The organism is Agarilytica rhodophyticola, from assembly GCF_002157225.2.
Classification (GTDB): Bacteria; Pseudomonadota; Gammaproteobacteria; order Pseudomonadales; family Cellvibrionaceae; genus Agarilytica; species Agarilytica rhodophyticola.
Genome location: NZ_CP020038.1, coordinates 6668956 through 6692266, shown reverse-complemented (window position 1 = coordinate 6692266; position 23311 = coordinate 6668956). Strand labels below are relative to the sequence as shown.

Here is a 23311-nt window from a genome sequence, read left to right as displayed (position 1 = left end):
ACTATGGATCACAAACACGAAAATTATTACGTACCAGAACAGAGTAAATTACCTCTGTTCGCCTCAATCGGTCTGTTTTTGACCGTATTTGGTTTAGGTGGATGGCTCAATGACGTCAAGGCCGGTGTAGATGGCAGTGGCGTTACTGTTTTTGTTTTGGGGCTGGCATTCTTTTGCTATGTCTTATACCAGTGGTTTGCAGCTGTTATCGACGAAAATATTCGCGGACTCAACAGTATGCAATTAAAGCGCTCATATGTTTGGGGTATGGGCTGGTTTATTTTCTCTGAAGTGATGTTTTTCGCTGCCTTCTTTGGCGGTCTTTACTATTTACGTATGCATTCGTTGCCAAACCTATCTTCTGGTGCTACGTCAGAATTATTGTGGAATAACTTCCAGGCAGAATGGCCGCTGATGACTACACCAGATCAGGCTTTAAATGGTGATAAAGCTACTGTAACTGGCCCAGGTGAAAATATGAGTAACCCAGGTTTAACTAATTGGTTTGGTTGGTTACCCTTCTGGAACACTTTGGTTCTGATCACTTCAAGTTTCACTGTTCATTTTGCGCATACAGCACTTAAGAATGATAATAAAAAGGGCTTTAATCTTTGGTTAGGTATTACCGTTGCCCTCGGTATCATTTTCTTGTTCTTGCAGGCCGAAGAGTATATTCATGCTTATCATGTGGGTTTAACCATTGACTCTGGTGCTTACGGAACAACCTTTTTCCTACTGACGGGTTTCCATGGTTTGCACGTAACCTTAGGTACTTTTATGCTGCTGGTGCAGTGGCTGCGTTCTATGTTTAAAAACCATTTCAATCATCACGACTGCTTTGGCTTCGAAGCTTCTAGCTGGTACTGGCACTTTGTTGATGTTGTATGGGTTGGTTTATTTCTTTTTGTATATATTTTAGGCTAGTTAGTTTGCTCTGGGGCCGCCATTTTATGGCGGTCCCAGGGAGCCGTATTCTTCAGTTTACCCGTTTGAATTCCATAGCCAATCGTTAGCATAAGTAAAGCTGCTACTACTATCCTGGTACCCAGTATATAAAGCGTTCGTTTTGAATCGGGAACGCTGATATCCTTCATAAGAAATACGAAGCCGCCGCTGAGGCAAGCTAACAACAATATAAACTCTATAACAATTAAAACCTTTAAGCCCATGTGTATCTCTCGATTAACCGTGTTTAATAAACCTGTGTGAGTTGTGAACTATAAAAGTGCCAACTCATAGATAGCAAAGATATAAATATCAACAAGAAGCCATATGACCGCAAATCAGAAGCTAACTTTCGATTTTAACTGGAAGCTCACCTTAAGTGTGGTTTTTCTTTTCCCAATTCTACTGCGTTTGTGTTTTTGGCAAATTGAGCGAGCAGAAGAAAAGAAAGTACTGGCTCAGCAATGGAAGTCACAACAAACTGCGCAAGCGATTCCACTGAACGAGGATGTAAATTTTAAAAATCGGCGCTTCGTCAGGGTTTACGCTTCTGGTAAATTCTTAATAAAAAAGTATTGGTTAAAAGAAAACCAAATTTATAATGGCCAACTAGGTTATAACGTCATCATGCCTTTTGCCAGCGAAGATGGGGAAATAGTGAGTGTTGACCGTGGCTGGGTGTTAGGTTCCCCTAGGCGTGATTACGTTCCCACATTTGAAACTCCCGCTAATAATGTTAGGATCACCGGCGTTCTAGTGGTGCCGAGTGATTCTAAATTAATTCGTGAAGCTGAGACCCGCGCGAAGAGCTGGCCACACAAAATTCTCGAAGTTGATATACCCATACTTAGCCGCCAAAGTGAGTTAGAACTCTATCCTAAGTTATTGCGTATAGATCCTGATAGTCCAGGTGCTCTTGATGTTATTTGGCGGCCTATCAATGCTTCCTCGGCAAAGCATTATGGCTATGCCTTTCAATGGGGTTTAATGGCCGTGGTATTAATTATTATGTACTTATTTGCAAGTACGAACCTTATGCAATTATTGAAAGGAGGACGTGAGTCCTGATGACAGCCGCAATATCGGATGAGCAAGCCCAGAAAAAAGGTCGCCGCACATTATTATTGGTGCTGGCAGTATCAGTTATGCCTGTTGCTGCCGCTTATATTATGTTCTTCACAGGTATCGGAGTACCCAGTAACACAGTTAATAATGGCGTGCTAATGGAGAAACCCCTGTCAATAAAAGAGATTATGCCCGCAGAGCAATGGGAGTCGGTTACAAGCGATAAGAAATGGCGTCTTCTGCTACCTTTGGGTGAAACGTGTGACGCAGCTTGTGAAAAAAACCTATATACAACGCGGCAGGTACACATCCGCTTAGCTGATAAAAGTGGACGACTAGAACGGTATTTGGTGAGTTACGGCGGCACTAAGAGTGATGCTTACGCTGAAAAAATCAAGCCCGAGCACCCTTTGCTAAAGCATGTCAGTGTCTCGAAAAGAGACTGGCTGCACTGGATCGAGCAGTCTCCCATCATTCAGCAAACCTTGAGTCAGCCTTACTATCTTCTAGTGGATCAAGAGGGTGTGGCGATGATGATATACACGGAGAAACAACACGGTAATGAGCTGTTAAAAGATATCAAGCGTGCTCTCAAATACTCTATTGACTATCAGTAATTATTGAATTGACGATGAATAAAACCTTATCCCGGCTAAGCATTATTTCCGTATTGTTAGCATTAACTGTCGTTGTATTAGGTGCTTTTACTCGCCTTGCGGATGCAGGACTTGGTTGCCCCGATTGGCCTACTTGTTATGGTCATTTGTGGGTGCCAACCAGTGATAGTGATGTTGCCATTGCCAATGAAAAGTTTGTTGATACACCTGTTGAGCATCACAAAACGTGGCCTGAGCAGCTGCATAGAATTATTGCGTCAAGTTTAGGGTTATTAATACTAGCGATATTTTTCTATGCCTATCGTGGTGCCGAAGAGAAGCAGCCTAAAGGTAGCGTGCTGATATTACTGATTGTGCTTGTTGCTGGAACTATCGCAAGGATTGCGATTGGCGACGATATGGATTTTTATTTATGGCTGTTAGTAGGTGCATACTTTCTAAATTTGGCCCGATTAGCCGCCAGAGCTAAGATTGGCTCTGCATCTTTTAAATTACCCGCGTTAATTGCTGGTCTGGTGATTTTACAGGGCTTTTTCGGTATGTGGACTGTTACGTTAAACCTCTGGCCTCAGGTGGTAACACTGCATTTATTAGGAGGATTTAGCACCTTAAGCTTATTATGGCTGCTATTTCAGCGGGTTGCAGGTTTGCACTGGTATGCAGATGCGAATGCGGTTATCTCGTTTATGCGTTTACGGCCAATTGCATGGTTAGCGCTGGTGGCTGTTATAATCCAGATCGCACTGGGTGGTTGGGTATCATCCAATTATGCGGCACTTGCCTGTCCGGATTTTCCTTTGTGCCAAAATTCCTTGTGGCCAGAGGCATCATTTGCCGATGGCTTCAATTTCCTGCAAGATATCGGCCCTAACTATCTTGGGGGGCAGCTAGATAATATAGCGCGTGTTGCTATCCACCTCAGCCATCGCATTGGTGCTATTTTTGTGCTGTGTATTATTGGCTTATTCGCATATCGGCTGTGGTGTTCAGGCTATCCGCAAGCTAGAAACTTTACTGTTGTTCTGCTTGCTGTTCTCGCTCTTCAGATAACATTGGGAATTCTCAATGTCGTAATGAGCTTGCCCTTATTTATCGCGGTTGTGCATAATGCTGTCGGCGCAATTTTGCTAATGACGGTGATCACTATCAACCATCGTATTCACACGGTTAAGACAATATAAAATGACAGAATCGAGTACAAGAGTAGAGCAAGCCAATGTAAGTCAGTCCACTACTTGGCGGGATTATTTGGAGCTTTGTAAACCCAGTGTTGTTGCGCTTATGTTGCTGACTTCCTTCATTGGCATGCTGCTCTCTGTTCCGGGTATGGTTCCTCTGGATATTGTGATTCTTGGCAATCTTGGTATTGCTTTGTGTGCAGGCTCTGCTGCCGCTGTTAACCACCTTGTCGACCGCCATATCGACCTAAAAATGGCTCGAACTTTTAATCGACCTGTAGCGAAAGGCCGTGTTGCACCACGAGATGCCATAATCTTTGCGTTTGTAATGGGGGTGCTTGGTTTATTTGTGCTTTTGGTTTGGGTGAACGCCCTAACAGCTTGGCTGACGCTTGCATCTCTGGTTGGATATGCCTTGGTTTATACCATGTTTCTAAAGAGAACAACGCCCCAAAACATTGTTATTGGTGGACTAGCAGGAGCTGCGCCTCCTCTTTTAGGATGGACTGCCGTTACTGGTGAAGTTCACGGCCATGCTTTGCTACTTGTACTTATAATTTTTGCTTGGACACCACCACATTTTTGGGCATTAGCGGTGCATCGTAAAGCGGAATATGCAAACGCTGAAATACCAATGCTGCCAGTCACTCACGGCGAGAGCTATACCAAGTTTCATATTGTTCTTTACACTCTGATATTACTAGCTGTGTCTTTGTTGCCCTTCGTTACGGGTATGCTCAATGTTTTCTACCTAGTTGGCGCTGTTATTTTGGGGCTGGGCTTCTTGTATTATTCTATTGTGCTTATGGTTGGTAGCGCACCTAATGCAGGTATGGATGCATTCCGCTACTCCATTATTTACTTAATGGCCCTGTTTATCATTATGCTCATTGATCATTATGCATTTCCGGTGAACCTATGATGGACGTGACAAACATCGACAATAATTCCAGCGGAAATGTTGACGGCCCCTCAGATAATCCTATTTTGAAAAAGCAAAAGAGAGGCATATGGATCACTATTGTATCCATACTGGTTGTTGTTTCGATGTTTATGGGAATGTTTTTGCACAAGATAACATCACCTCGAGTGATGTCGGCAGAGGAATTGAGGATAAATGGTGCCATTGTCTTTGAATCCCCGCGAATAATTAAAGAATTCAGTTTAGTTGATCACAACAACCAAGAATTTAATTTGGCAAATATACAAGGACGCTGGTCATTGGTATTTTTTGGATTTACTCATTGTCCGGATATATGCCCCACAACTCTGGCTAAGCTTGCGCAGGTTGTAAAACAATTGGATACGGATATTGCAAAGCAAACCCAAATCCTGATGGTAAGTGTTGATCCCGCTCGTGACACACCCGAAAAGTTGGCAGAGTATGTCACCTACTTCAACCCCGATTTCACCGGTGTTACAGGGGAGTTTCTCGACATTATGAGCCTCACGCGCAATGTTAATGTTGCTTTTCAAAAAGTGGTGCTAGATGAAGACTACACCATCGATCATACGGGTAATCTGATTTTGATAAACCCTAAAGGCCATTATCATGGCTTTTTTAAACCTCCTTTTGAATTGGCTAAGCTCAAAACAACTTTTCAATCCATAGTGACTCAATTTTAGGTGTTCCAAAAGAGTGGCTGGTTGTTGCTGCTTCTTATTTGGATAATCTCACCTGGCATCTAAATTGCTGTAAGCGTAAGCTAGGTATGCTTACGACAGATAACCTGTACTTGAGATCGTTTTCTATCGCTAATATCGTATCTATATGTGAACTTAATATATCTATGAGTAAGCTTCGTTTAATACACAAGCGATAATACTTGTAAATTGGTATGATCAATGGCGGATATATTGCTGTAAGCATTTGAATTATCGAGAACTTTTACACTCAATGTGTGGTGTAAATGGCATTTTAAAAGTTTTATGCCAGCCGGCTTGTATTCTCTTTGTAGCATCTTTTATCTGTCGCGAGGATTATGCAATTAGTAACAACAGGCTCTAGGGGGGATAGCACGAGCGCGCTATAATGTTATTAAAGAAGTGGTAACCACAGTTTCAACAGGTGCTGGTACTGTAACACCACAAGCGGTAATTAAAGTAAGTAAAGAGTTACATCCGTATTGACAATGCACTTTGTTGATAAATGTTCTCTAAATTGAAACTATCCTGGATTTTCACAGGTTTTTCTGGAAATCATTGCTCTAATGTATGAATCTTTTTACGGTTTTAACAAAAAACCATTTTCTCTAACCTTTGACCCAGAGCTACTCTACATGGGGCAAACCCACTCGACAGCACTATCCATGCTGGAATATGGTGTGCTCAGCCAGTCAGGGTTTACAGTGATTACTGGCGAAGTGGGTAGTGGCAAAACAACAATTGTCCGTCATATGCTCGAACAACTGCATGACGGTGTTAGGATAGGCTTAATTACAAATACTCATGCCAATATGGGGCAATTACTACCTTGGGTAATGCATGCATTTGGGCAAGAATACCGCGATGAAAACCCTGTTGCACAATATGAAGGGTTTACTCAGTTTCTGCAGAAGCAGTTTGACAGTAAAGAGCGAACGGTTCTCATTGTCGATGAAGCACAAAACCTAGGCTTAGGTTTACTGGAAGAATTGCGCATGCTCTCTAATCTCAATACGATTACTGAGCAATGCCTACAAATAATCTTAGTAGGACAACCTCAGCTGCGTGATTTGTTGATGAAGCCAGAGCTTATGCAGTTTTCTCAGCGGGTAGTGGCGGATTATCATATTGCGGCACTGTCGCCCAAAGAAACGGTTGCTTATATTAAGCATCGCTTGGTGATGGCTGGTGCAACGGAAGATGTTTTTACTCCTCATGCTTACATGCTGATACATGCCGCTAGCAGAGGTGTCCCTCGTCTGATTAACGTGTTATGCGATACTGCATTATCATTTTCCTTTGCCGATGAGTTGCGTATAGTGAATGAGGATTATCTGCGAGGTGTATTGAAAGAGCGTGCAGAAGGAGGCTTACTAGCATTAGGCCAAACGCCCCTGCGCCAATTTGGAGAAAACGCATACGACGCACCGGATCTAGATAATTTACTAGGTTCGGTTCTCAATTCGGACGAATCACCAGACTCAAAGCAATAAGTATCATTTATTTAAAGAACTAAAAAGCAAGTTATTATGGAAGAAACTGGCCCATCGATAGAAGATTACATCGATATTCTACGACGTAGAAAAATGTTATTTATATTCACGGTACCTGTACTGCTATTCATTAGCGTAGCCGTGACCATGACGCTGCCACCAATCTTTAGATCCGAAGGTGTGATTCTTATCCAAGGTCAGGAAATTCCTGAAGACCTTGTGAAATCCACTGTAAAGGGCTTGGTTGAACAGCAGATAGAAACTACTCGTCAAAGGATTATGACCAGCGCCAAGATTATGGATCTTATAGAAGATCACAACCTTTACCTGGATATGCGCGATAAAGTTTCAATGTCTCAGCTGGCAGAAGATTTTCGCAACAGCATGGGAGTGCAAATGATCGAGGCAGAAGTGCCTGGGCAATGGGGACAATCCAGTCGTGCTAATGTTGCATTTATCGTATCTTTTATGGATCGCGACCCACAAATAGCGCAGCGCGTTACGAACGAGCTAACGACACTTTTTCTTGAAGAAAATATTAAAGCACGTACCAGTAAGGCAGACGATACAGCTCAGTTTCTAAAAGAAGAAGCGGATCGGATGCAAAGCCGTGTGCAGGAAATTGAAAATAAAATTGCGGAATTTAAAGTAGAGTATGGGGATAGTCTACCCGAGCTTTTACAGTTTAATCTCACGACTATTGAGCGTCTTGAAACCCAAATTATCACTACTCAAGATGAGGGGGTGCGTCTTACTGACCGTGTTCACTCGCTCAATATAGAGCTTTCTAATATATCACCCTACGTTCAGTATTCTTCTGATACATCGGGACGAACTATTACACCTCGTCAACGCCTAGTAGAGTTAAAGGATCAATATTCCAAGCTTATTATCGGCTATTCTGAGTCACACCCTGATATCGTGCGCTTGAAAAAGGAGATAGCGATCGCCGAAAAAGAGGTTGTTGCAACTAAGGCTAATGGTGATGTTAGCGACGATGATGCGATTAATCCGTTATATCGTCAAATTAGAACGCGTATTGTTGCTACGGAAAAAGAATTGGAGCGCAATTCTAATCGCAGAGTTAGGCTTGAGAAAGATTTGGCTGACTACAATCAGCGAGTGATGAGGACTCATCAGGTTAAGCGTAACTACGATGAGATGACGAGGGATTACAATAACAAACTGGAAAAATATCAAGAGTTACGTTCCAAACAACTGGAAGCTAATATTGCGCAAAACATGGAAGCAGAGAATAAGGCTGGGAGCTTTAAGCTGATAGAGCCGCCTTCCGTTCCAGATAAACCCGTAAAGCCAGATCGCAAGAAATTATTGGCGATGGGCTTTATTCTATCATTTGGTGTTGGCGCAGGTTTAATGTTGGCAGCAGAGTTTTTAGACTCGGGTGTAAGAGGTGTATCCAGTATTACAAATGTACTCGGTCAACAACCATTAGCAGTTGTTGGTCATATCTATACTACAGATGATATCCAATACCGCAATAGTAACCGCCGTAAATTACTCTGGATGTCGCTAGGCTTTTGTTTAACCGGTGTTATGGTTTTTCACTTCTTTATTATTAGTCTAGATGTGTTGTGGCTGAAAGTTATGGCCAAAATAAATGTGATTTAACTGTCAGGCGAAGATTGGGAAAATGTATAGAATTCAAAAAGCTGTTTTAAAAGCAAAAGAAGCAGAAGACAATAAGCCGACAACCCATAAACCCAAAAAGGCGGTAGGCTCACCACTGGAAGACCTTAAGTATTCCAGAACACGTGTGATGACTAGTCATCCTGATCATATGGAAGATAGCCGGATAATCGCGGGCTTTAATAATAATGCAAATAGTCAGACTTTCCGCACATTAAGAACTCAAGTTATTCAAAAGATGCGAGAAAATAATTGGCGTAGTCTTGCGGTAACATCTCCTTCTGCCGGAGAAGGAAAATCCATTATTACTGCCAATCTTGCAGTTGCCATTGCGATGGAAGTTAACCAAACAGTATTGCTGGTAGATTTGGATTTAAAAAAGCCATCACTTGGTGAAATGTTTGGTGTCGATCAAGAATATGGTTTGCTCGACTACCTCAAAGGTCGTACAGAATTAGAAAACATCATGGTAAACCCAGGAGTTGAACGTTTAGTACTAGTGCCTGGTAAAGGAAGTATTGAGCGTTCGTCCGAAGTTATATCTACTCCTAAAATGGTGTCGTTCTTTAATGAAACGAAGGCTCGTTATAAATCACGCATTGTTATCTACGATATGCCCCCTGTGCTACCAACAGATGATGTTTTGAGTTCTGTTAAAAACGTCGATTGTGCTTTGCTTGTATTAGAAGATGGTAAAAATCCGGAAAAAGATATTGTTAGGGCGGTTAGGCAGTTACAAAAAACTTCACTTATAGGCACCGTATTAAATAAGTACCATAGCGGTGGTTGGTTGTTGTAAATCAATTCACGCATAACTAAGAACAGGAGGTGGCTGTGGATAGTAACAAACGTCACTTCAGTACGCCTCATGTTAGTACACAGCACTGGACAACAATCTTCTTTCTCTTCTTTTTAGGTGCTCTTGGAGTCGTTCTATTTTGGAGTGGCTTAGCCACCATATTTTCCCGTTGGGCGGCTCAGCCAGAGTATAGTCATGGCTATCTTATCCCTATTGTATCCATCTACATTGTCTGGGAACGTAGAGAAGAAGTAATACCCTATCTAAACTCTGGCTCATGGTGGGGAATTCCGATTTGTGTATTATCAATAATTATATTGACTGTCGGAGAAATAAGCGCACTTTTTTTAATTATTCATTATGCATTTTTAATTTTCTTACTAGGTTTGTCAGTTGTTTTAATTGGCCGTGGCACTCACTTAACTTTGGTGCCAATTAGCATATTGATTTTTGCAATACCTTTACCTTATATCATAGAAGTACTCTTAACTTCGAAGATGCAGCTTTTATCATCTTCAGTTGGAGTAGCGATTATTCGTTTTTTTGACATCCCCGTATATCTTAGTGGCAATATTATTGATATGGGAGAATTTAAACTTCATGTGGTAGAAGCCTGCAGTGGTTTGCGTTATCTATTTCCGTTAACGTGTATTGGTTTTCTAGCCGCATATTTTTATTCTGCTCCTTGGTGGAAAAAGACCATTATTTTTGTTTCTACAATTCCTATTACTATCATCATGAATAGTGTGCGTATCGCACTAACGGGTGTCCTAGTGGAAAATTATGGCGCAGAAATAGCGCAAGGATTTTTACATGATTTTGAAGGCTGGGTAGTTTTTATAATATGCATGACGATTTTGTTAGTAGAGATCGTAGTGCTTGAACAACTCGGTAATAAGCGCAAGCTTGCTATGGTGTTTTCTCTACAACAAGAGGGGCAAGGAGAAAAAAACCAAACTCATATCACCATACTAAGTAAAAAAAATAGCTTAGTGCAAAAAAGCTTCTTCGCGATGCTACTTGTTTGTGCCACTATCATGCTTACATTTATTGATAAGAGGGAAGAGCATAAGATTAACAATACAAGCTTTGCCTCTTTTCCTTTACAGCTAGAACAGTGGCAAGGCCGTCGTCAGCCATTAAGCAAAGATATTGTTGACGAGTTACAGATAACGGACTATCTGATGGTGAATTATAAAGAGAGCCATGCTAATCATACTGATAAAGGAGAGCAGGTTAACTTTTATGTTGCTTACTATGATAGTCAACGTAAAGGTGTATCACCTCATTCGCCAAAAGTTTGCATTCCTGGTGGTGGGTGGGAAATTGCTGAATTTAATCGAACGGTAGTCAATAATATGCCGGTTAACCGCGCATTAATTCGTAAAGGTAATGAATCCCAACTGGTGTACTACTGGTTTGTTGAGCGAGGTGAGGTGGTTGCCAATGAGTATTTAAAAAAATGGATGCTGCTACGAGATGCCTTTAAGAAAAACCGAACGGATGGTTCATTAGTTCGTGTGGTAACACCGGTATTGAAGCATGAAAATATCGCTGAAAGCGAAGCTCGCGTGGCAGCTTTTATTGCCATCGCTCAGCCACAGTTAATACGCTATTTGCCGGGTAAAACTATTTAGGGTCAGCAATCGCTGACCCAAATTTACTCTAGTTGGATACCTCTATACTCACGTCTATATTATTTCTAGTAGCATTAGAATAAGGGCATATTTGATGTGCTTGCTTTACCAGCTCATTGGCATTCTCTAGCCCAGGTAGACTAACTTTTAGCAGCACTTGTAAACCGAAGCCACCGTTTGAAGGCCCAATGCCGACTTCAGCATCAACTGTGGTATCGGCAGGTAAAGTCACCTTTTGTATGCCGGCTGCAACACCCATAGCACCAATAAAACATGCCGAGTATCCTGCTGCGAAAAGTTGTTCAGGGTTAGTGCCTGCTTCTCCAGAACCACCTAATTCTTTAGGCATCGTTAGGCGTACATCTAGATTTCCATCCGATGATTTGGCTGTTCCTTCACGGCCACCTGTAGTTTTAGTGATAGCAGTATAAAGAATCTTTTCTGGCTTACTCATACTTTGGGTCTCCAATAGTAAATTTATTTTGTATGCAAAGTAATTTACCAGAGAAGTTAAATATTGCAAGAACTTTGTGTGCAAACTATCATATGAGTATGAAAAAACATGAATTAAATCTAAAAAGTCAGCTTTGCCACCGTCTTTATATTGCCTCCAATGCTATGACTCGTAGTTACAAGCCTCTGCTGGATGAAATAGGGCTGAGCTACCCTCAGTATCTCGTTATGATGGCATTATGGGAGGAAGATAAAATCTCTATGTCGGAACTTGCTACCGTTACCTACATTGATACTGGTTCGCTTACGCTGGTAGTGAAAAAGATGGCCGACAAAGGTTTGCTTAAAATTGTAAATGGTGAAGAGGATAAAAGAAAAAAGTTTATCCACTTGACGAGTCAGGGGGCTAATTTACAAAAGCGGGCAATAGACATACCTGAAAAAATGAAGTGCAAACTGGTGAGCTTGGATTCTGCTGAAATTGAGGGAGCTTTTAGTTTATTAGACAAGTTAAACCATGATCTTACGAATAGTTAATGGTAAAAGGTCTTAAAGTGATAACTTTTTATGGCGTTGGTCGTCGAGTAACTGTTATTTTATTTGTACTATTGAATTTGTATTTGTTGCAGGCATGCACGAGCAAAGAGGAAGCGGCTGAAAAATTTTATAATCGCGGCCAAGCTTTTTATGAGAAAGGGGAACTAGAAAAAGCGCGTATTGAATTTCTAAATGCTATCCAACGTCGTCCCCAATATGCACAAGCTTATTATGCACTTGGGCTTCTAGCCAAAGATAGCAACAATGTCCCTTTAATTTTCGAAAATATGTCTATCGCTATGAAGCTTGACGATAGTAACATCGAGGCTCGGATCGATGTGGCTCAACTGCTGGTGTATAGCCAGCGCTTCGAAGAAGCAATAGAAATTACAGAAGAAATATTGGTACTGGATAGTAATAATATCGATGGTATACGGATAAAAGCTGCAGCTCTTATTGGGCAAAAATCTTATCAACAAGCAGAAGCCCTCATTGATCGTGTATTAAAAGTGAACCCGCAAGATGATGCGGTTTTTGCGTTAAAGGCAGTTATTGCTAAGGACCAAGGTAAGACTACAGAGGCCCTATCTTATCTTAATAAAGCATTGAACATTGCTTCGAGCAATACGCAATACTTACTACTAAGGGCCGGCTTAAATCGGGAATTAAAAGATAAGCCGGCTCTAGAGAAAGATTATCGAACTCTGATTCAGTTGTCGCCAGAGCAAGCACAATACGATTATGATCTCGCCCAATTTCTGATCACCCAGAAACGTTATGATGAGGCTGAAGAGGTCTTACGAGAGTTGATCACTAGACAGCCTAAAAATATTGAGGCTAAACAACGTTTAGTTGAAACCATTTTTCTTTTTGATCTTGTGAGAGGCAAAGGTGTGCTCGATAATTTTATTGACCAAAACCCTGATGCTACCTCTCTAAACTTCTTAAAGGTACAGCTTTTCTTAAAAGACAAAGATTTTGATAAAGCTTTTGCCCTACTTAATACATTATCATCTGAGCAATATGATGTAGCGACAAGTTTAAAGGCACGAGCACTTGCGGCAAAAGTATATTTATTTAAAGGTGAGGCCAATAAAGCCCTAGAAATATTGAATAATAACTTAGCTATTGATAATCAGCACGAAGACTCCTTATTACTAATGGCAAATTACGCCTTAAATAAACAAGACTTCGATACAGCCGTGGCTCACCTCAGTACTTTGTTAAGAAACAATCCTACTTCCGAAGAAGGCCTAGTATTGTTGGGGCATGTTTATTTACAAAGTGGCTCTAATTTACTTGCCGATGACTCATTCCGGCAGGCTCTGGATGTTAATCCAGGAAATATGGATGCGGCTATGCCTGTGGTAAGAGAGTTAATAGCCAACCAGGATCTTGAGCGCTCGGATAAAATTATTACCACCACATTATCTCGTAACCCAGATGAAGTACGCCTAATAGCGTTACTTGCCCAAATAAAACTATTAAAAAAAGAATGGTCGAGTGTTTTATTATTAGCTGATCGTCTACAAAACGTTGCAACTGAGAATATTGTCAATAGCAAAGCCTATGTGCATTTTTTGCGTGGTCGCGTATATCAAGGACAAGAAAATTTCGCCCCGGCTATTACTGAGTTTCAGCAGGCTCTTGCACTACAGCCTGAGTTAACCCTAGCTCTTCAAGGAGTAGCATACTCTTATATAGCCTTAGATGATGAAAAATCCCTGATAGCATATCTTGAGGATTTTCAAAATCAGCATGTTGACTTGGTATCGGCTTATTTGATGGCGGCTCAAGTGCTTGAAAAGCAAGGGCACTTAACAAAAGCAGAAGAAACAATAACCCGAGCCCTGGCAAATAAGTCTGACTGGATAAAAGGTTATCCAATTCTTGTCAGTTACAAAAAGAGATTGAATAAAGGACAAGAGATAGCGGGTATTTATAAAAAGGGAATTGAAACAAACACTAATAGTATTTATTTGCAAGTTCGTCTGGCCAGTCATTATGAGTCTGTAGGTGATTATGATTTGGCCAGCGAAGTATTTGAAAGCATCCTGCAAGACTCGCCACAAAATTTATTAGCAATAAATAATTATGCCGCTTTATTGTTGGATAAAATTGCAACTAAGGAAAGTCTGCAACGTGCCTTGGCGTTGTCCAAGATATTTAAAAATTCTAGTCAACCTCTGTTCATAGATACGTATGGGTGGGCGCTTGCTAAAAACGGTAATTTTGTAGAGGCGGAAAAATATCTTCGTAGGGCGTCAGAGCAGTTAAACTCGGTACCTGATATTTATTATCATTTAGGATTTACTTTGAAGCATCTAGGGCGTACACAAGAAGCCAGGGGAATTTTCAAAAAAGCCCTTAAATATGTTGGAAGTCGACAAGACCTGGAAGCTCTGATTGAACGTGAGATGATTAAACAATAAATGTAATTTGAATGGATCCAGAGGCCATCTAAACCAGAAAATATGTCGATATTTTTTACCTTGATGAAAGAATAACCACTAAAATAAACAAATACAGACAATGATTTTCGGTTTAAAATAGCTTTGCACGCCATTGTCGGTTGAGCATGCGCAGGTAACATACTACGTGGCAAAATAGTTTGTCATATTATAGTGCGTTAGTAAGTGTTAAGTAATTCTAGGCACATAATTTGCCTTTTATGTTCGTCAGAAAAGATTCAGCCAACAATATTTAATAATGCAAAATGGAAAGTAAGCATGATCGTAGCCTTAGACCATATCGCGATTGCGGTGCCAGACCTGGAAAAAGCAATATCTCGTTTCGCTGAAGATTTCGGTTTGGAATATCATGGTCGTGAAGATGTTGAGTCAGCGAAAACATCCACTGCCTTTTTTCCTTTGCCAGCCACCAGTATTGAGTTAGTTCACCCCCTTAAAGGCGAGGGACCGATTGCTAAGTACTTGGAGAAAAAACCTGGTGGCTTGCACCATTTGTGTTTTCGCTCTGATAACCTTGAAGCTGATGTTGTACGCTTACAAAAAAAAGGTTATCAGTTTTTAAGTGATACCCCTCAACCAGGAGCCCATGGTTGTAAAGTTATATTTATTCACCCGAAATGCTGTGACGGAGTTTTAATTGAACTGAACCAGCCATCTGCTAACGCCCATTTATAGATAGCCAATGGCAGAAGCGATGAAGAAACATCAAAAGACCGCAGACACAACAGTCACCTAACGAGGTATAAATGAGCGATAATAGGACGAGCGCTGATGTATACACCCCCAACTCCTCTAGCATGGAAGATTGGATTGCCCTTGCCACTAAACAAACACGAGGTAAGGGGCCAGATTCATTAATTAAGAACACCCAAGAAGGAATAGATATAAAGCCACTGTATACCAAGGATGATATTGCGAGTCTGCCTTACATAAACACCTTTCCCGGATGTGCCCCCTATATCCGTGGTCCTCAGGCGACCATGTATGCTGGTCGCCCATGGACAATACGGCAATATGCAGGCTTTTCCACCGCTCAAGAATCTAATGCTTTTTACCGCAAAGCGCTCGCTGCCGGAGGGCAGGGTGTTTCTGTCGCATTCGATTTAGCCACCCATCGTGGTTATGATTCAGATCACCCTCGGGTCAGTGGCGATGTTGGTAAAGCCGGAGTAGCGGTGGATTCTGTGGAAGATATGAAAGTCTTATTCGATGGCATTCCACTGGATAAAGTTTCTGTTTCTATGACCATGAACGGTGCAGTGCTACCGGTGCTTGCGGGTTATATTGTTGCTGCGGAGGAACAAGGCGTGCCTCAAGATCAACTTTCAGGCACCATCCAAAATGATATTTTAAAAGAGTTCATGGTACGCAATACCTATATCTACCCTCCGGCACCTTCAATGAAAATTGTTGGCGATGTTATTTCCTATTGTTCCCGCCATATGCCTAAATTCAATACCATTTCTATTTCTGGCTATCATATGCAAGAAGCAGGAGCCGACGCGGCTTTGGAAATGGCTTATACCCTTGCAGATGGCAAAGAGTATATTAAAACAGCGATTGCTGCCGGTTTGGACATCGACCAATTTGCACCGCGTTTATCTTTTTTTTGGGGCATCGGTATGAACTTCTATATGGAGATTGCAAAGCTTCGTGCGGCCCGCCTTTTGTGGGCCAAAATTGTTGCCCAATTTAACCCCAAGAACCCTAAGTCCAGCATGCTGCGCACCCATTCGCAAACTTCTGGTTGGTCGCTGACAGAGCAAGATCCTTATAACAATATTGTACGCACGACGATTGAAGCAATGGCCGCTGTTTTTGGTGGTACCCAATCACTGCATACTAATTCTTTCGACGAAGCTATCGCTCTTCCTACCGAGTTTTCTTCCCGTATTGCCCGCAATACACAATTGATTATCCAAGAAGAAACAGGTATCACAAATGTAGTCGACCCTTGGGGCGGTTCTTATATGATGGAGAGTTTAACCCAACAATTGGCGGACAAAGCTTGGAATTTAATTGAGGAAATTGACCAGCAGGGAGGTATGGCCAAAGCCATAGAGTCAGGCTTACCAAAATTGCGTATTGAAGAAGCTGCTGCTCGTAAGCAAGCCGCAATAGATCGTGGCGAAGATGTTATCGTTGGTGTTAATAAATATAAGTTGGATAAAGAGCAAGAAGTCGATACCTTAGAAATAGATAACGACGCCGTTCGTCAGTCACAGCTAGACCTGCTTAAAAAGATACGTGGCAAGCGTGACGATAGTGTTGTGCAATCTGCTTTAGAAGCCATTACTAAATGCGCTCAATCAGGACAAGGAAATTTATTAGAATTATCTATTATAGCTGCGCGAGCACGAGCAACCGTTGGAGAAATTTCCGATGCTATGGAGAAAGTTTTTGGCCGTTTCAATGCCCAAGCGCAGACAGTAAGTGGTGTTTATGGCAGTGCTTATGAAGAAGATGAAAACTGGATGAATATTAGCAAAGATATTGATAACTTTGTTGACTTACATGGCCGCCGTCCACGTATGTTGGTGTGTAAAATGGGACAAGATGGGCACGATCGTGGCGCTAAGGTAATTGCTACCGCTTTTGCAGATGTTGGTTTTGATATCGATCTTTCGCCCATGTTTTCTACGCCTGAAGAGGTAGCACGCCAAGCTGTTGAAAATGACGTACATGTGGTCGGAGTTTCCTCGCAAGCTGCTGGCCATAAAACTTTAGTGCCTGAGCTTATCGCCCAACTAAAACGGCAGGAGGCAGAAGATATTATTGTCGTGGTGGGTGGCGTTATCCCAAAAACAGACTATGAGTTTTTAGAAAACTGCGGTGTAAAAGGGATTTTTGGTCCAGGCACACATATTCCTGACGCTGCCAAAGAAGTGTTGGCGCAAATTAATAACAGCCTTCAAGAGTAATGACTCAGCAACTTGTTGAAAAATTAAGGCAAGGTAACCGACGGGCTTTGGCAAAAGCTATTACTTTAGTGGAAAGTAAACTGGCACAGCATCGTATCGCTGCCCAGGAAATGTTGGAAATATTGTTGCCTGATGCCGGCAACAGTATTCGAATCGGTATATCTGGCACGCCAGGAGTTGGCAAATCGACTTTTATCGAAGCGTTTGGCAAGCATATTATTGGTTGCGGAAAAAAAGTGGCGGTGTTAGCCGTTGATCCTAGTTCGCCGATAGCTGGAGGTAGTATTTTAGGAGATAAAACACGCATGGAAGAATTATCGCGTGACACCAATGCTTATATTCGCCCTTCCCCTGCAGGAGGGCAACTCGGTGGTGTTGCACAAAAAACGCGTGAGTCCATGTTACTTTGCGAAGCAGCCGGCTTTGACGTGGTATTAGTAGAAACAGTCGGCGTTGGTCAATCTGAGTTTGAGGTCGCAGGCATGGTGGATTTTTTTGCCGTACTTATGCAACCCAATGCGGGCGATGATTTACAAGGGATAAAAAAAGGGATTATGGAATTAGCAGATGCTTTAATTATTAATAAGGCAGATGGCAAGGGTGAAATTTTTGCTAAGCAAGCAAAGCAGCACTATCAGAATGCTATGAATTTGTTAGCGCATACAGGCTTTTGGCGACCTAAAGTCATGACCTGTTCGGCTCGTGAAAATAAAAATATTGAGTGTGTCTGGCAGATGGTCAACGAGTACTGTGAGCAAGCGCAGGGTGAATTTGCGAACAAACGTGCGCGGCAAAATAAAGAGTGGATGAATAAATTATTTGTCGATCTTTTAGAGCTGAAAATGCAGGCTCATGCGAGTTATAAAAGTCTCAGAGAAGAATTAGAAAAACAGGTGATTGCGGGGCAGATAACACCGCTGAATGCCGCCAAAAAAATAGCCGATATATTTTAAAATTTAGTTAAATTTAACAACCTTTAAGGCACTTCTAAAAATTAGGATTTTTGTACAACATCAAGGAAGCACTGCGTTGCGCAGAACTTGCACAAAAAGACAGCTTTTAGATGAGCACTTTATATGGAACGAAACATCATACGGTATACAGGAGCTTCTTAGGAATGAGTATGAATGCGAATTTTAGCTGTTATTTAATAGGGGAAGATACGCTGCTAATAGAGTGCGGCGAGGTCTTGTTAGCTAAAAATCATGAAGTTTTAGGCATTATTACTGCCGCACCAAGGATCAGCCAATGGGCGCATAGCAAATCTATTCCTGTGATTCCCTATCAAGAGGGATATGCTCAATACCTACAAGATAAAGAATTTGACTACCTTTTCAGTATTACCCATCTCGCCATTATTAAAGATGAAGTGCTAGCGCTTGCTAAGAAAGGCGCGGTTAATTTTCATGATGGCCCTTTGCCTAGATACGCAGGCCTCAATACGCCTGCTTGGGCACTTATGAATGGCGAAGAGCGCTATGGCATTACCTGGCATCAAATTACACCGGGTGTTGATGAGGGAGATATTTTAAAGCAAACGCTTTTTGATATTGTTCCTGATGAAACGTCACTTTCTATTAATACTAAGTGTTTCGCAGCAGCCTTAGAGAGCTTCCCTGTTTTAGTTGATGAACTGGCTGCAGGCACAACATCGCCAATAGCACAGGATTTAAGTCAACGTAGCTATTTTGGCAAATTTGATCGTCCCATAGCTGATGGCATGGTGCAATGGGACAAAACCGCATCTCAAATAGAAGCGTTGGTACGAGCCTTAGACTTTGGTGATTATCCTAATTTATTAGCCATGCCGAAGGTTCGTATCAACGATAATATCTTTGCCATCGAGTCTGCTGTAGCAAGGGAAATGGATGTGGATGCTGCAATAGGCAGTATCGTAGCGATGGACGAGGGACAGATTGATGTCGCCACCGGCGAAGGCGTTATCTCCCTTAAAAAGTTCAAGGATTTGAATGGCAAATCCATCGCCCCTGGTGAATTGCAAAATCAGTGGCAGTTAAGTGTGTGCGATAGCTTCGATACTATTACTCAAGCAGAAATTGATGCCTTAACGCCTATCAGTAAGCAGTTGGCAAGAGCCGATCAATATTGGGCCAAGCGCTTAGCTTATCTCGATCCAGTCGAGCTGCCTTATAGCCAAAACGAGAGCTCTGCTCTCACAGATGCAAGTGAATACGCCAAGTTTGAGGTAGCTCTTGAGTCGAATGCGGCAGCTACTGGAGGGATTTCAGCTGAAATCATCATTGGTGCTTGCAGCCTATTATTGGGACGTTTGAGCCGCAAGCATGAATTTGATTTAGCCTTTGCCAGCGACGAAATCGCTCAGGCTGCAAAGGCTTGTCCCGGTGTATACAACCAATACGCTGTCCTCCATTTAGCCTTTGATCTCAAAGATAGTATTGCACAAGTTATTGATCAGACAGCAGCCGAGATTGCTCAACTTAATCGGCGGGGAGGTTGGGCAAAAGATCTTATCGGCCGTTCACCAGTGCTAAGCGCTATTCCAGAACTACTTGATTCAACAGCGTTACCGCTGGGTGTAAGTTTAGGTATCGATGCCCCCATTGTAGGTACCACTTTAACTTTAAGCACTACTTTTGGTGACTCTGGCGTTGATAGCTCAGGCATGGCCATCTACTTCGATAAAGCACGTATCAGTGAAGACCGCCTGCAGAAATTTGCTCAGCAATTACAAGCGATAATTCGTAATATCAGTGAAGATAATAGTCGCCCAGTCGCAGCGCTTGAATTACTAACACAGGATGAGAAAAAACAAATACTCGAACAATGGAATGCTACTGACGTCAGCTATGACGATAGTGAATGTATACATCATTTATTTGAAAAGCGCGTAAGCCAGCATCCAAATGCAACAGCATTGGTGTTTGAAGATGAGCCAATTACCTATTTAGCTCTCAATAATAAAGCCAATCAGCTAGCGAATTTACTTATTGAAAAAGGTGTGGGCCCTGATGCTTTAGTGGGTGTCAATGTCAATCGATCCATCGACTTGATGGTGGCAACTCTCGGTGTCCATAAAGCAGGTGCAGCCTATGTGCCTTTAGACCCTGCTTTTCCTGCAGAGCGTATTGCCTACATGGTCAATGACGCCAATATGAAGCTCGTTATTACCCAACAGGAAATAAAAGCCGATTTACCTCACTGTGAGGCCGAGGTTATATGTGTCGATGATCTTAGCGATGCGGCAGACGAAGTAGCTGATCCTAATGTCAGTATGAATTCTAGCAATCTGGCTTATGTTATATATACCTCTGGATCTACCGGCAATCCTAAAGGTGTTATGGTGGAGCATCGTAACGCCACTAACTTTTTTGTCGGTATGGATCAGCGTATTGAGCGTGATACTGTGGGCACTTGGTTGGCCGTCACTAGCTTGTCGTTCGATATTTCTGTATTGGAATTATTCTGGACCTTAACCCGTGGTTTTAAAGTGATCATCTATCGAGAGGATCGCAGTGGTAATACTGATGGTGTATCTAAGAAAGTACAACGTCGGCCAATGGAATTTGGCATGTTTATGTGGGGCAATGACGATGCTCCCGGCAGCCAAAAATATAAGCTTCTGATGGATGGTGCCAAGTACTTTGACGAAAATGGCTTCGATTCAGTATGGACTCCAGAGCGTCATTTCAGTGCTTTTGGCGGCCCATATCCCAACCCTTCGGTTACCAGTGCGGCATTGGCAGCCATTACCAAGAATATATCCATTCGCTCAGGCTCCATTGTGTCACCTCTGCATCATCCCGTGCGTATTGCTGAGGACTGGTCAGTTGTCGATAACTTAAGTGACGGTAGGGTGGGCTTATCTTTTGCTGCAGGCTGGCAGCCTAATGATTTTGTGATCATGCCGCAAAATCATAAAGATAATAAGAAGGTAATGCTCGAGCAGATCGAGACAGTTAAAAAACTGTGGCGTGGTGAGAAAGTTGCTTTTGAAAACCCTCTGGGCAATATGGTGGAAATAGAAACCTTGCCAAGACCTGTGCAAAAAGAGCTGCCAGTTTGGTTGACCACGGCGGGTAACCCTGAGTCATACCGGCAGGCGGGGGCTTTAGGTGTAAATGTCCTGACCCACCTGTTAGGCCAAAGTGTTGAAGAAGTAACAGAAAAAATTCGCATTTACCGTCAAGCTCGTGCCGACGCAGGGCTCGATCCAAAAGCCGGCAAAGTCACCTTAATGTTGCATACCTTTGTCGGTGAAAATAACGACGAAGTGCGCGAATTAGTGCGCGAACCGATGAAGGATTATCTTCGCAGTGCGATGAAATTAGTACTGGATTTCGCCTGGGCATTTCCTGCTTTTAAGCGCCCTGGAGGCGCAGATTCAAAGCCTGAAGATATTGATATTAAAAGTTTGACTGAAGAAGAAACTGATACCATCCTGGATTTCGCGTTTGAACGTTATTTTGAAACCAGCGGCCTTTTTGGTACCCCAGAAACCTGTTCTAAAATGATCGACCGTTGCAAAGCTGCGGACGTCGATGAAATCGCTTGTCTACTCGATTTTGGTGTTGAAACTGCCAAGGTGATGGAATCTTTGCCAATGCTAAAAGAGGTTCGCGATATGGCGAACCATTACGCCAATGCTGGACAGAATGAAGAACAGGAATTGGATCAAACCATCGCCGCACAATTGGAGCGTCATGAAGTAACGCATTTTCAATGTACGCCATCAATGGCACGCATGCTATGTTTCGACGACGATGCTAAGCAGCAAATGGGTAAACTCAAACATATGATGGTTGGCGGTGAAGCCCTGCCTACCACGTTAGCCCAAGACCTTAAAGCTATGCTCAATGGTCGTTTAACCAACATGTATGGGCCGACCGAAACAACCATTTGGTCCACCACTCATGATGTGGTGGATACTTCTAATATCCCCATTGGCTTGCCGATTGCTAACACGGATATTTATATTCTTGATGAAAGCCGCCAGCCAGTTCCCACTGGGGTTCCGGGGGATCTCTTTATCGGTGGCCGAGGCGTTGTGAGGGGTTACCTTAACCGTCCAGAACTAACCGATGAGCGCTTTATTGATAACCCATTTAAAGCGGATGAGCGCATTTATTGGACAGGTGATCTTGCCAAATACCGGGATGATGGTGTGATAGAGTTTTTAGGCCGAGCGGATCATCAAGTTAAAATCCGTGGTTATCGCATTGAACTTGGGGAAATAGAATCGAAACTAAGTCAGCATACACAGGTGAATGAATGTGTTTTGTTACTGCGCGAGGATAGTCCCGGCGACCAGCGCTTGGTGGCTTATGTAGTGCCTAAAGTTGGCGCTCTTCCTGACGCTAATGATATCCGCGAGCACTTGCGCAAAGATTTACCTGAATACATGGTGCCTAACGATGTCGTAATTTTGGATGCGATGCCGCTAACGCCCAACGGTAAAATCGATCGTAAACAATTGCCAGAACCCCATGCTGCAAGCAAGGCATCTTCTGCCATTTATGAAGCACCGCGCGACGAATTACAGCAAACAATCGTCAATGTTTGGCAAGATACCTTGAAGCTCGATAAGGTAGGGGTCAACGATAATTTCTTCGATTTAGGTGGCCATTCTTTGCTTATTGTGCGTGTGCACCAATTACTCAAAGGAAAGGTGGATAAGCCTATATCACTAACTGATTTGTATCGTTTCCCGACCATTTCATCCTTAACAGAATTTCTCAATTCGGATCAAAAAAATGAATCCCTGAAGAAAAGTAGCGACAGAGCATCCCGCAGACGAGAGCGCATGGGCTTGCGCAAAAGAGGCCGCAAGTAGCGCTTTTTTAGAGGTTTAATAATAGATTTACAGGTGGTCTTGAATAGTTATTAGGGCCACTGAATTTTTACTAACTTGAAAAAAATAGA

At 42.4% G+C, this 23311-nt stretch carries 18 protein-coding genes; 16 read left to right on the top strand and 2 right to left on the bottom strand.

Annotated elements, in window-relative coordinates; all coding sequences use genetic code 11:
* Positions 1 to 3 precede the first annotated feature (3 nt).
* Positions 4 to 924, top strand: a complete 921-nt coding sequence (locus BVC89_RS27590) for a cytochrome c oxidase subunit 3 (protein ID WP_086934302.1) — start codon at positions 4 to 6, stop codon at positions 922 to 924.
* Here the strand turns inward: BVC89_RS27590 and BVC89_RS27585 are convergent.
* Positions 921 to 1169: a DUF2909 domain-containing protein gene (locus tag BVC89_RS27585; protein WP_086934301.1), complete on the bottom strand. Its 249-nt coding sequence runs from the start codon at positions 1167 to 1169 to the stop codon at positions 921 to 923. The genes BVC89_RS27590 and BVC89_RS27585 overlap by 4 nt on opposite strands.
* Before the next feature lie 103 nt (positions 1170 to 1272).
* Here BVC89_RS27585 and BVC89_RS27580 point away from each other — a divergent pair, with 103 nt between their 5' ends.
* The 9 genes from BVC89_RS27580 (at position 1273) to xrtD (ending at position 11028) form a co-directional block, all read left to right on the top strand.
* Positions 1273 to 2013 carry an SURF1 family protein gene (locus BVC89_RS27580; protein ID WP_086934300.1) on the top strand — a complete coding sequence of 247 codons (741 nt, stop codon included), beginning with the start codon at positions 1273 to 1275 and terminating at the stop codon, positions 2011 to 2013.
* On the top strand, positions 2013 to 2627 hold the full coding sequence (locus BVC89_RS27575) for a hypothetical protein (protein ID WP_086934299.1): 615 nt from the start codon (positions 2013 to 2015) through the stop codon (positions 2625 to 2627). The genes BVC89_RS27580 and BVC89_RS27575 overlap by 1 nt, the downstream gene beginning before the upstream one ends.
* Before the next feature lie 14 nt (positions 2628 to 2641).
* Positions 2642 to 3808 carry a COX15/CtaA family protein gene (locus BVC89_RS27570; RefSeq protein ID WP_086934298.1) on the top strand — a complete coding sequence of 389 codons (1167 nt, stop codon included), beginning with the start codon at positions 2642 to 2644 and terminating at the stop codon, positions 3806 to 3808.
* Position 3809: 1 nt separating this feature from the next.
* On the top strand, positions 3810 to 4727 hold the full coding sequence (gene cyoE / locus BVC89_RS27565) for a heme o synthase (RefSeq protein ID WP_086934297.1): 918 nt from the start codon (positions 3810 to 3812) through the stop codon (positions 4725 to 4727).
* On the top strand, positions 4724 to 5431 hold the full coding sequence (locus tag BVC89_RS27560; protein WP_245929258.1) for an SCO family protein: 708 nt from the start codon (positions 4724 to 4726) through the stop codon (positions 5429 to 5431). Before cyoE ends, BVC89_RS27560 begins: the two co-directional genes overlap by 4 nt.
* 584 nt (positions 5432 to 6015) lie before the next feature.
* The gene (locus tag BVC89_RS27555) at positions 6016 to 6942 is read left to right on the top strand and encodes an ExeA family protein (protein ID WP_086934295.1); all 927 of its coding nucleotides are present in this window, start codon (positions 6016 to 6018) and stop codon (positions 6940 to 6942) included.
* Between the two features lie 36 nt (positions 6943 to 6978).
* Positions 6979 to 8574, top strand: a complete 1596-nt coding sequence (locus BVC89_RS27550; RefSeq protein WP_086934294.1) for a GumC family protein — start codon at positions 6979 to 6981, stop codon at positions 8572 to 8574.
* A 22-nt stretch (positions 8575 to 8596) separates the two neighbouring features.
* On the top strand, positions 8597 to 9391 hold the full coding sequence (locus BVC89_RS27545; RefSeq protein WP_086934293.1) for a CpsD/CapB family tyrosine-protein kinase: 795 nt from the start codon (positions 8597 to 8599) through the stop codon (positions 9389 to 9391).
* 35 nt (positions 9392 to 9426) lie between these two features.
* Entirely contained in the window at positions 9427 to 11028 is a 1602-nt protein-coding gene (xrtD, locus tag BVC89_RS27540; protein WP_216825058.1) for a VPLPA-CTERM-specific exosortase XrtD, read from the top strand.
* Positions 11029 to 11056: 28 nt separating this feature from the next.
* Here xrtD and BVC89_RS27535 read toward each other — a convergent pair whose 3' ends face one another.
* Positions 11057 to 11482 (bottom strand): organic hydroperoxide resistance protein, encoded by a 426-nt coding sequence (locus tag BVC89_RS27535; RefSeq protein WP_086934292.1) that lies wholly within the window; start codon positions 11480 to 11482, stop codon positions 11057 to 11059.
* A 32-nt stretch (positions 11483 to 11514) separates the two neighbouring features.
* Here BVC89_RS27535 and BVC89_RS27530 point away from each other — a divergent pair, with 32 nt between their 5' ends.
* From BVC89_RS27530 to BVC89_RS27505, 6 genes are all read left to right on the top strand, one after another.
* Positions 11515 to 12018 (top strand): MarR family winged helix-turn-helix transcriptional regulator, encoded by a 504-nt coding sequence (locus BVC89_RS27530; protein WP_216825057.1) that lies wholly within the window; start codon positions 11515 to 11517, stop codon positions 12016 to 12018.
* 17 nt (positions 12019 to 12035) lie between these two features.
* Positions 12036 to 14450, top strand: a complete 2415-nt coding sequence (locus BVC89_RS27525) for a tetratricopeptide repeat protein (RefSeq protein WP_158658162.1) — start codon at positions 12036 to 12038, stop codon at positions 14448 to 14450.
* A gap of 297 nt (positions 14451 to 14747) precedes the next feature.
* On the top strand, positions 14748 to 15164 hold the full coding sequence (gene mce, locus BVC89_RS27520) for a methylmalonyl-CoA epimerase (protein WP_086934290.1): 417 nt from the start codon (positions 14748 to 14750) through the stop codon (positions 15162 to 15164).
* A gap of 71 nt (positions 15165 to 15235) precedes the next feature.
* Positions 15236 to 17410, top strand: a complete 2175-nt coding sequence (gene scpA, locus BVC89_RS27515) for a methylmalonyl-CoA mutase (RefSeq protein ID WP_086934289.1) — start codon at positions 15236 to 15238, stop codon at positions 17408 to 17410.
* Positions 17410 to 18363, top strand: coding sequence for a methylmalonyl Co-A mutase-associated GTPase MeaB (gene meaB, locus BVC89_RS27510; RefSeq protein ID WP_086934288.1), 954 nt, complete (start codon positions 17410 to 17412; stop codon positions 18361 to 18363). The genes scpA and meaB overlap by 1 nt, the downstream gene beginning before the upstream one ends.
* Positions 18364 to 18533: 170 nt before the next feature.
* The gene (locus BVC89_RS27505) at positions 18534 to 23222 is read left to right on the top strand and encodes a MupA/Atu3671 family FMN-dependent luciferase-like monooxygenase (protein ID WP_158658161.1); all 4689 of its coding nucleotides are present in this window, start codon (positions 18534 to 18536) and stop codon (positions 23220 to 23222) included.
* Positions 23223 to 23311 lie beyond the last annotated feature (89 nt).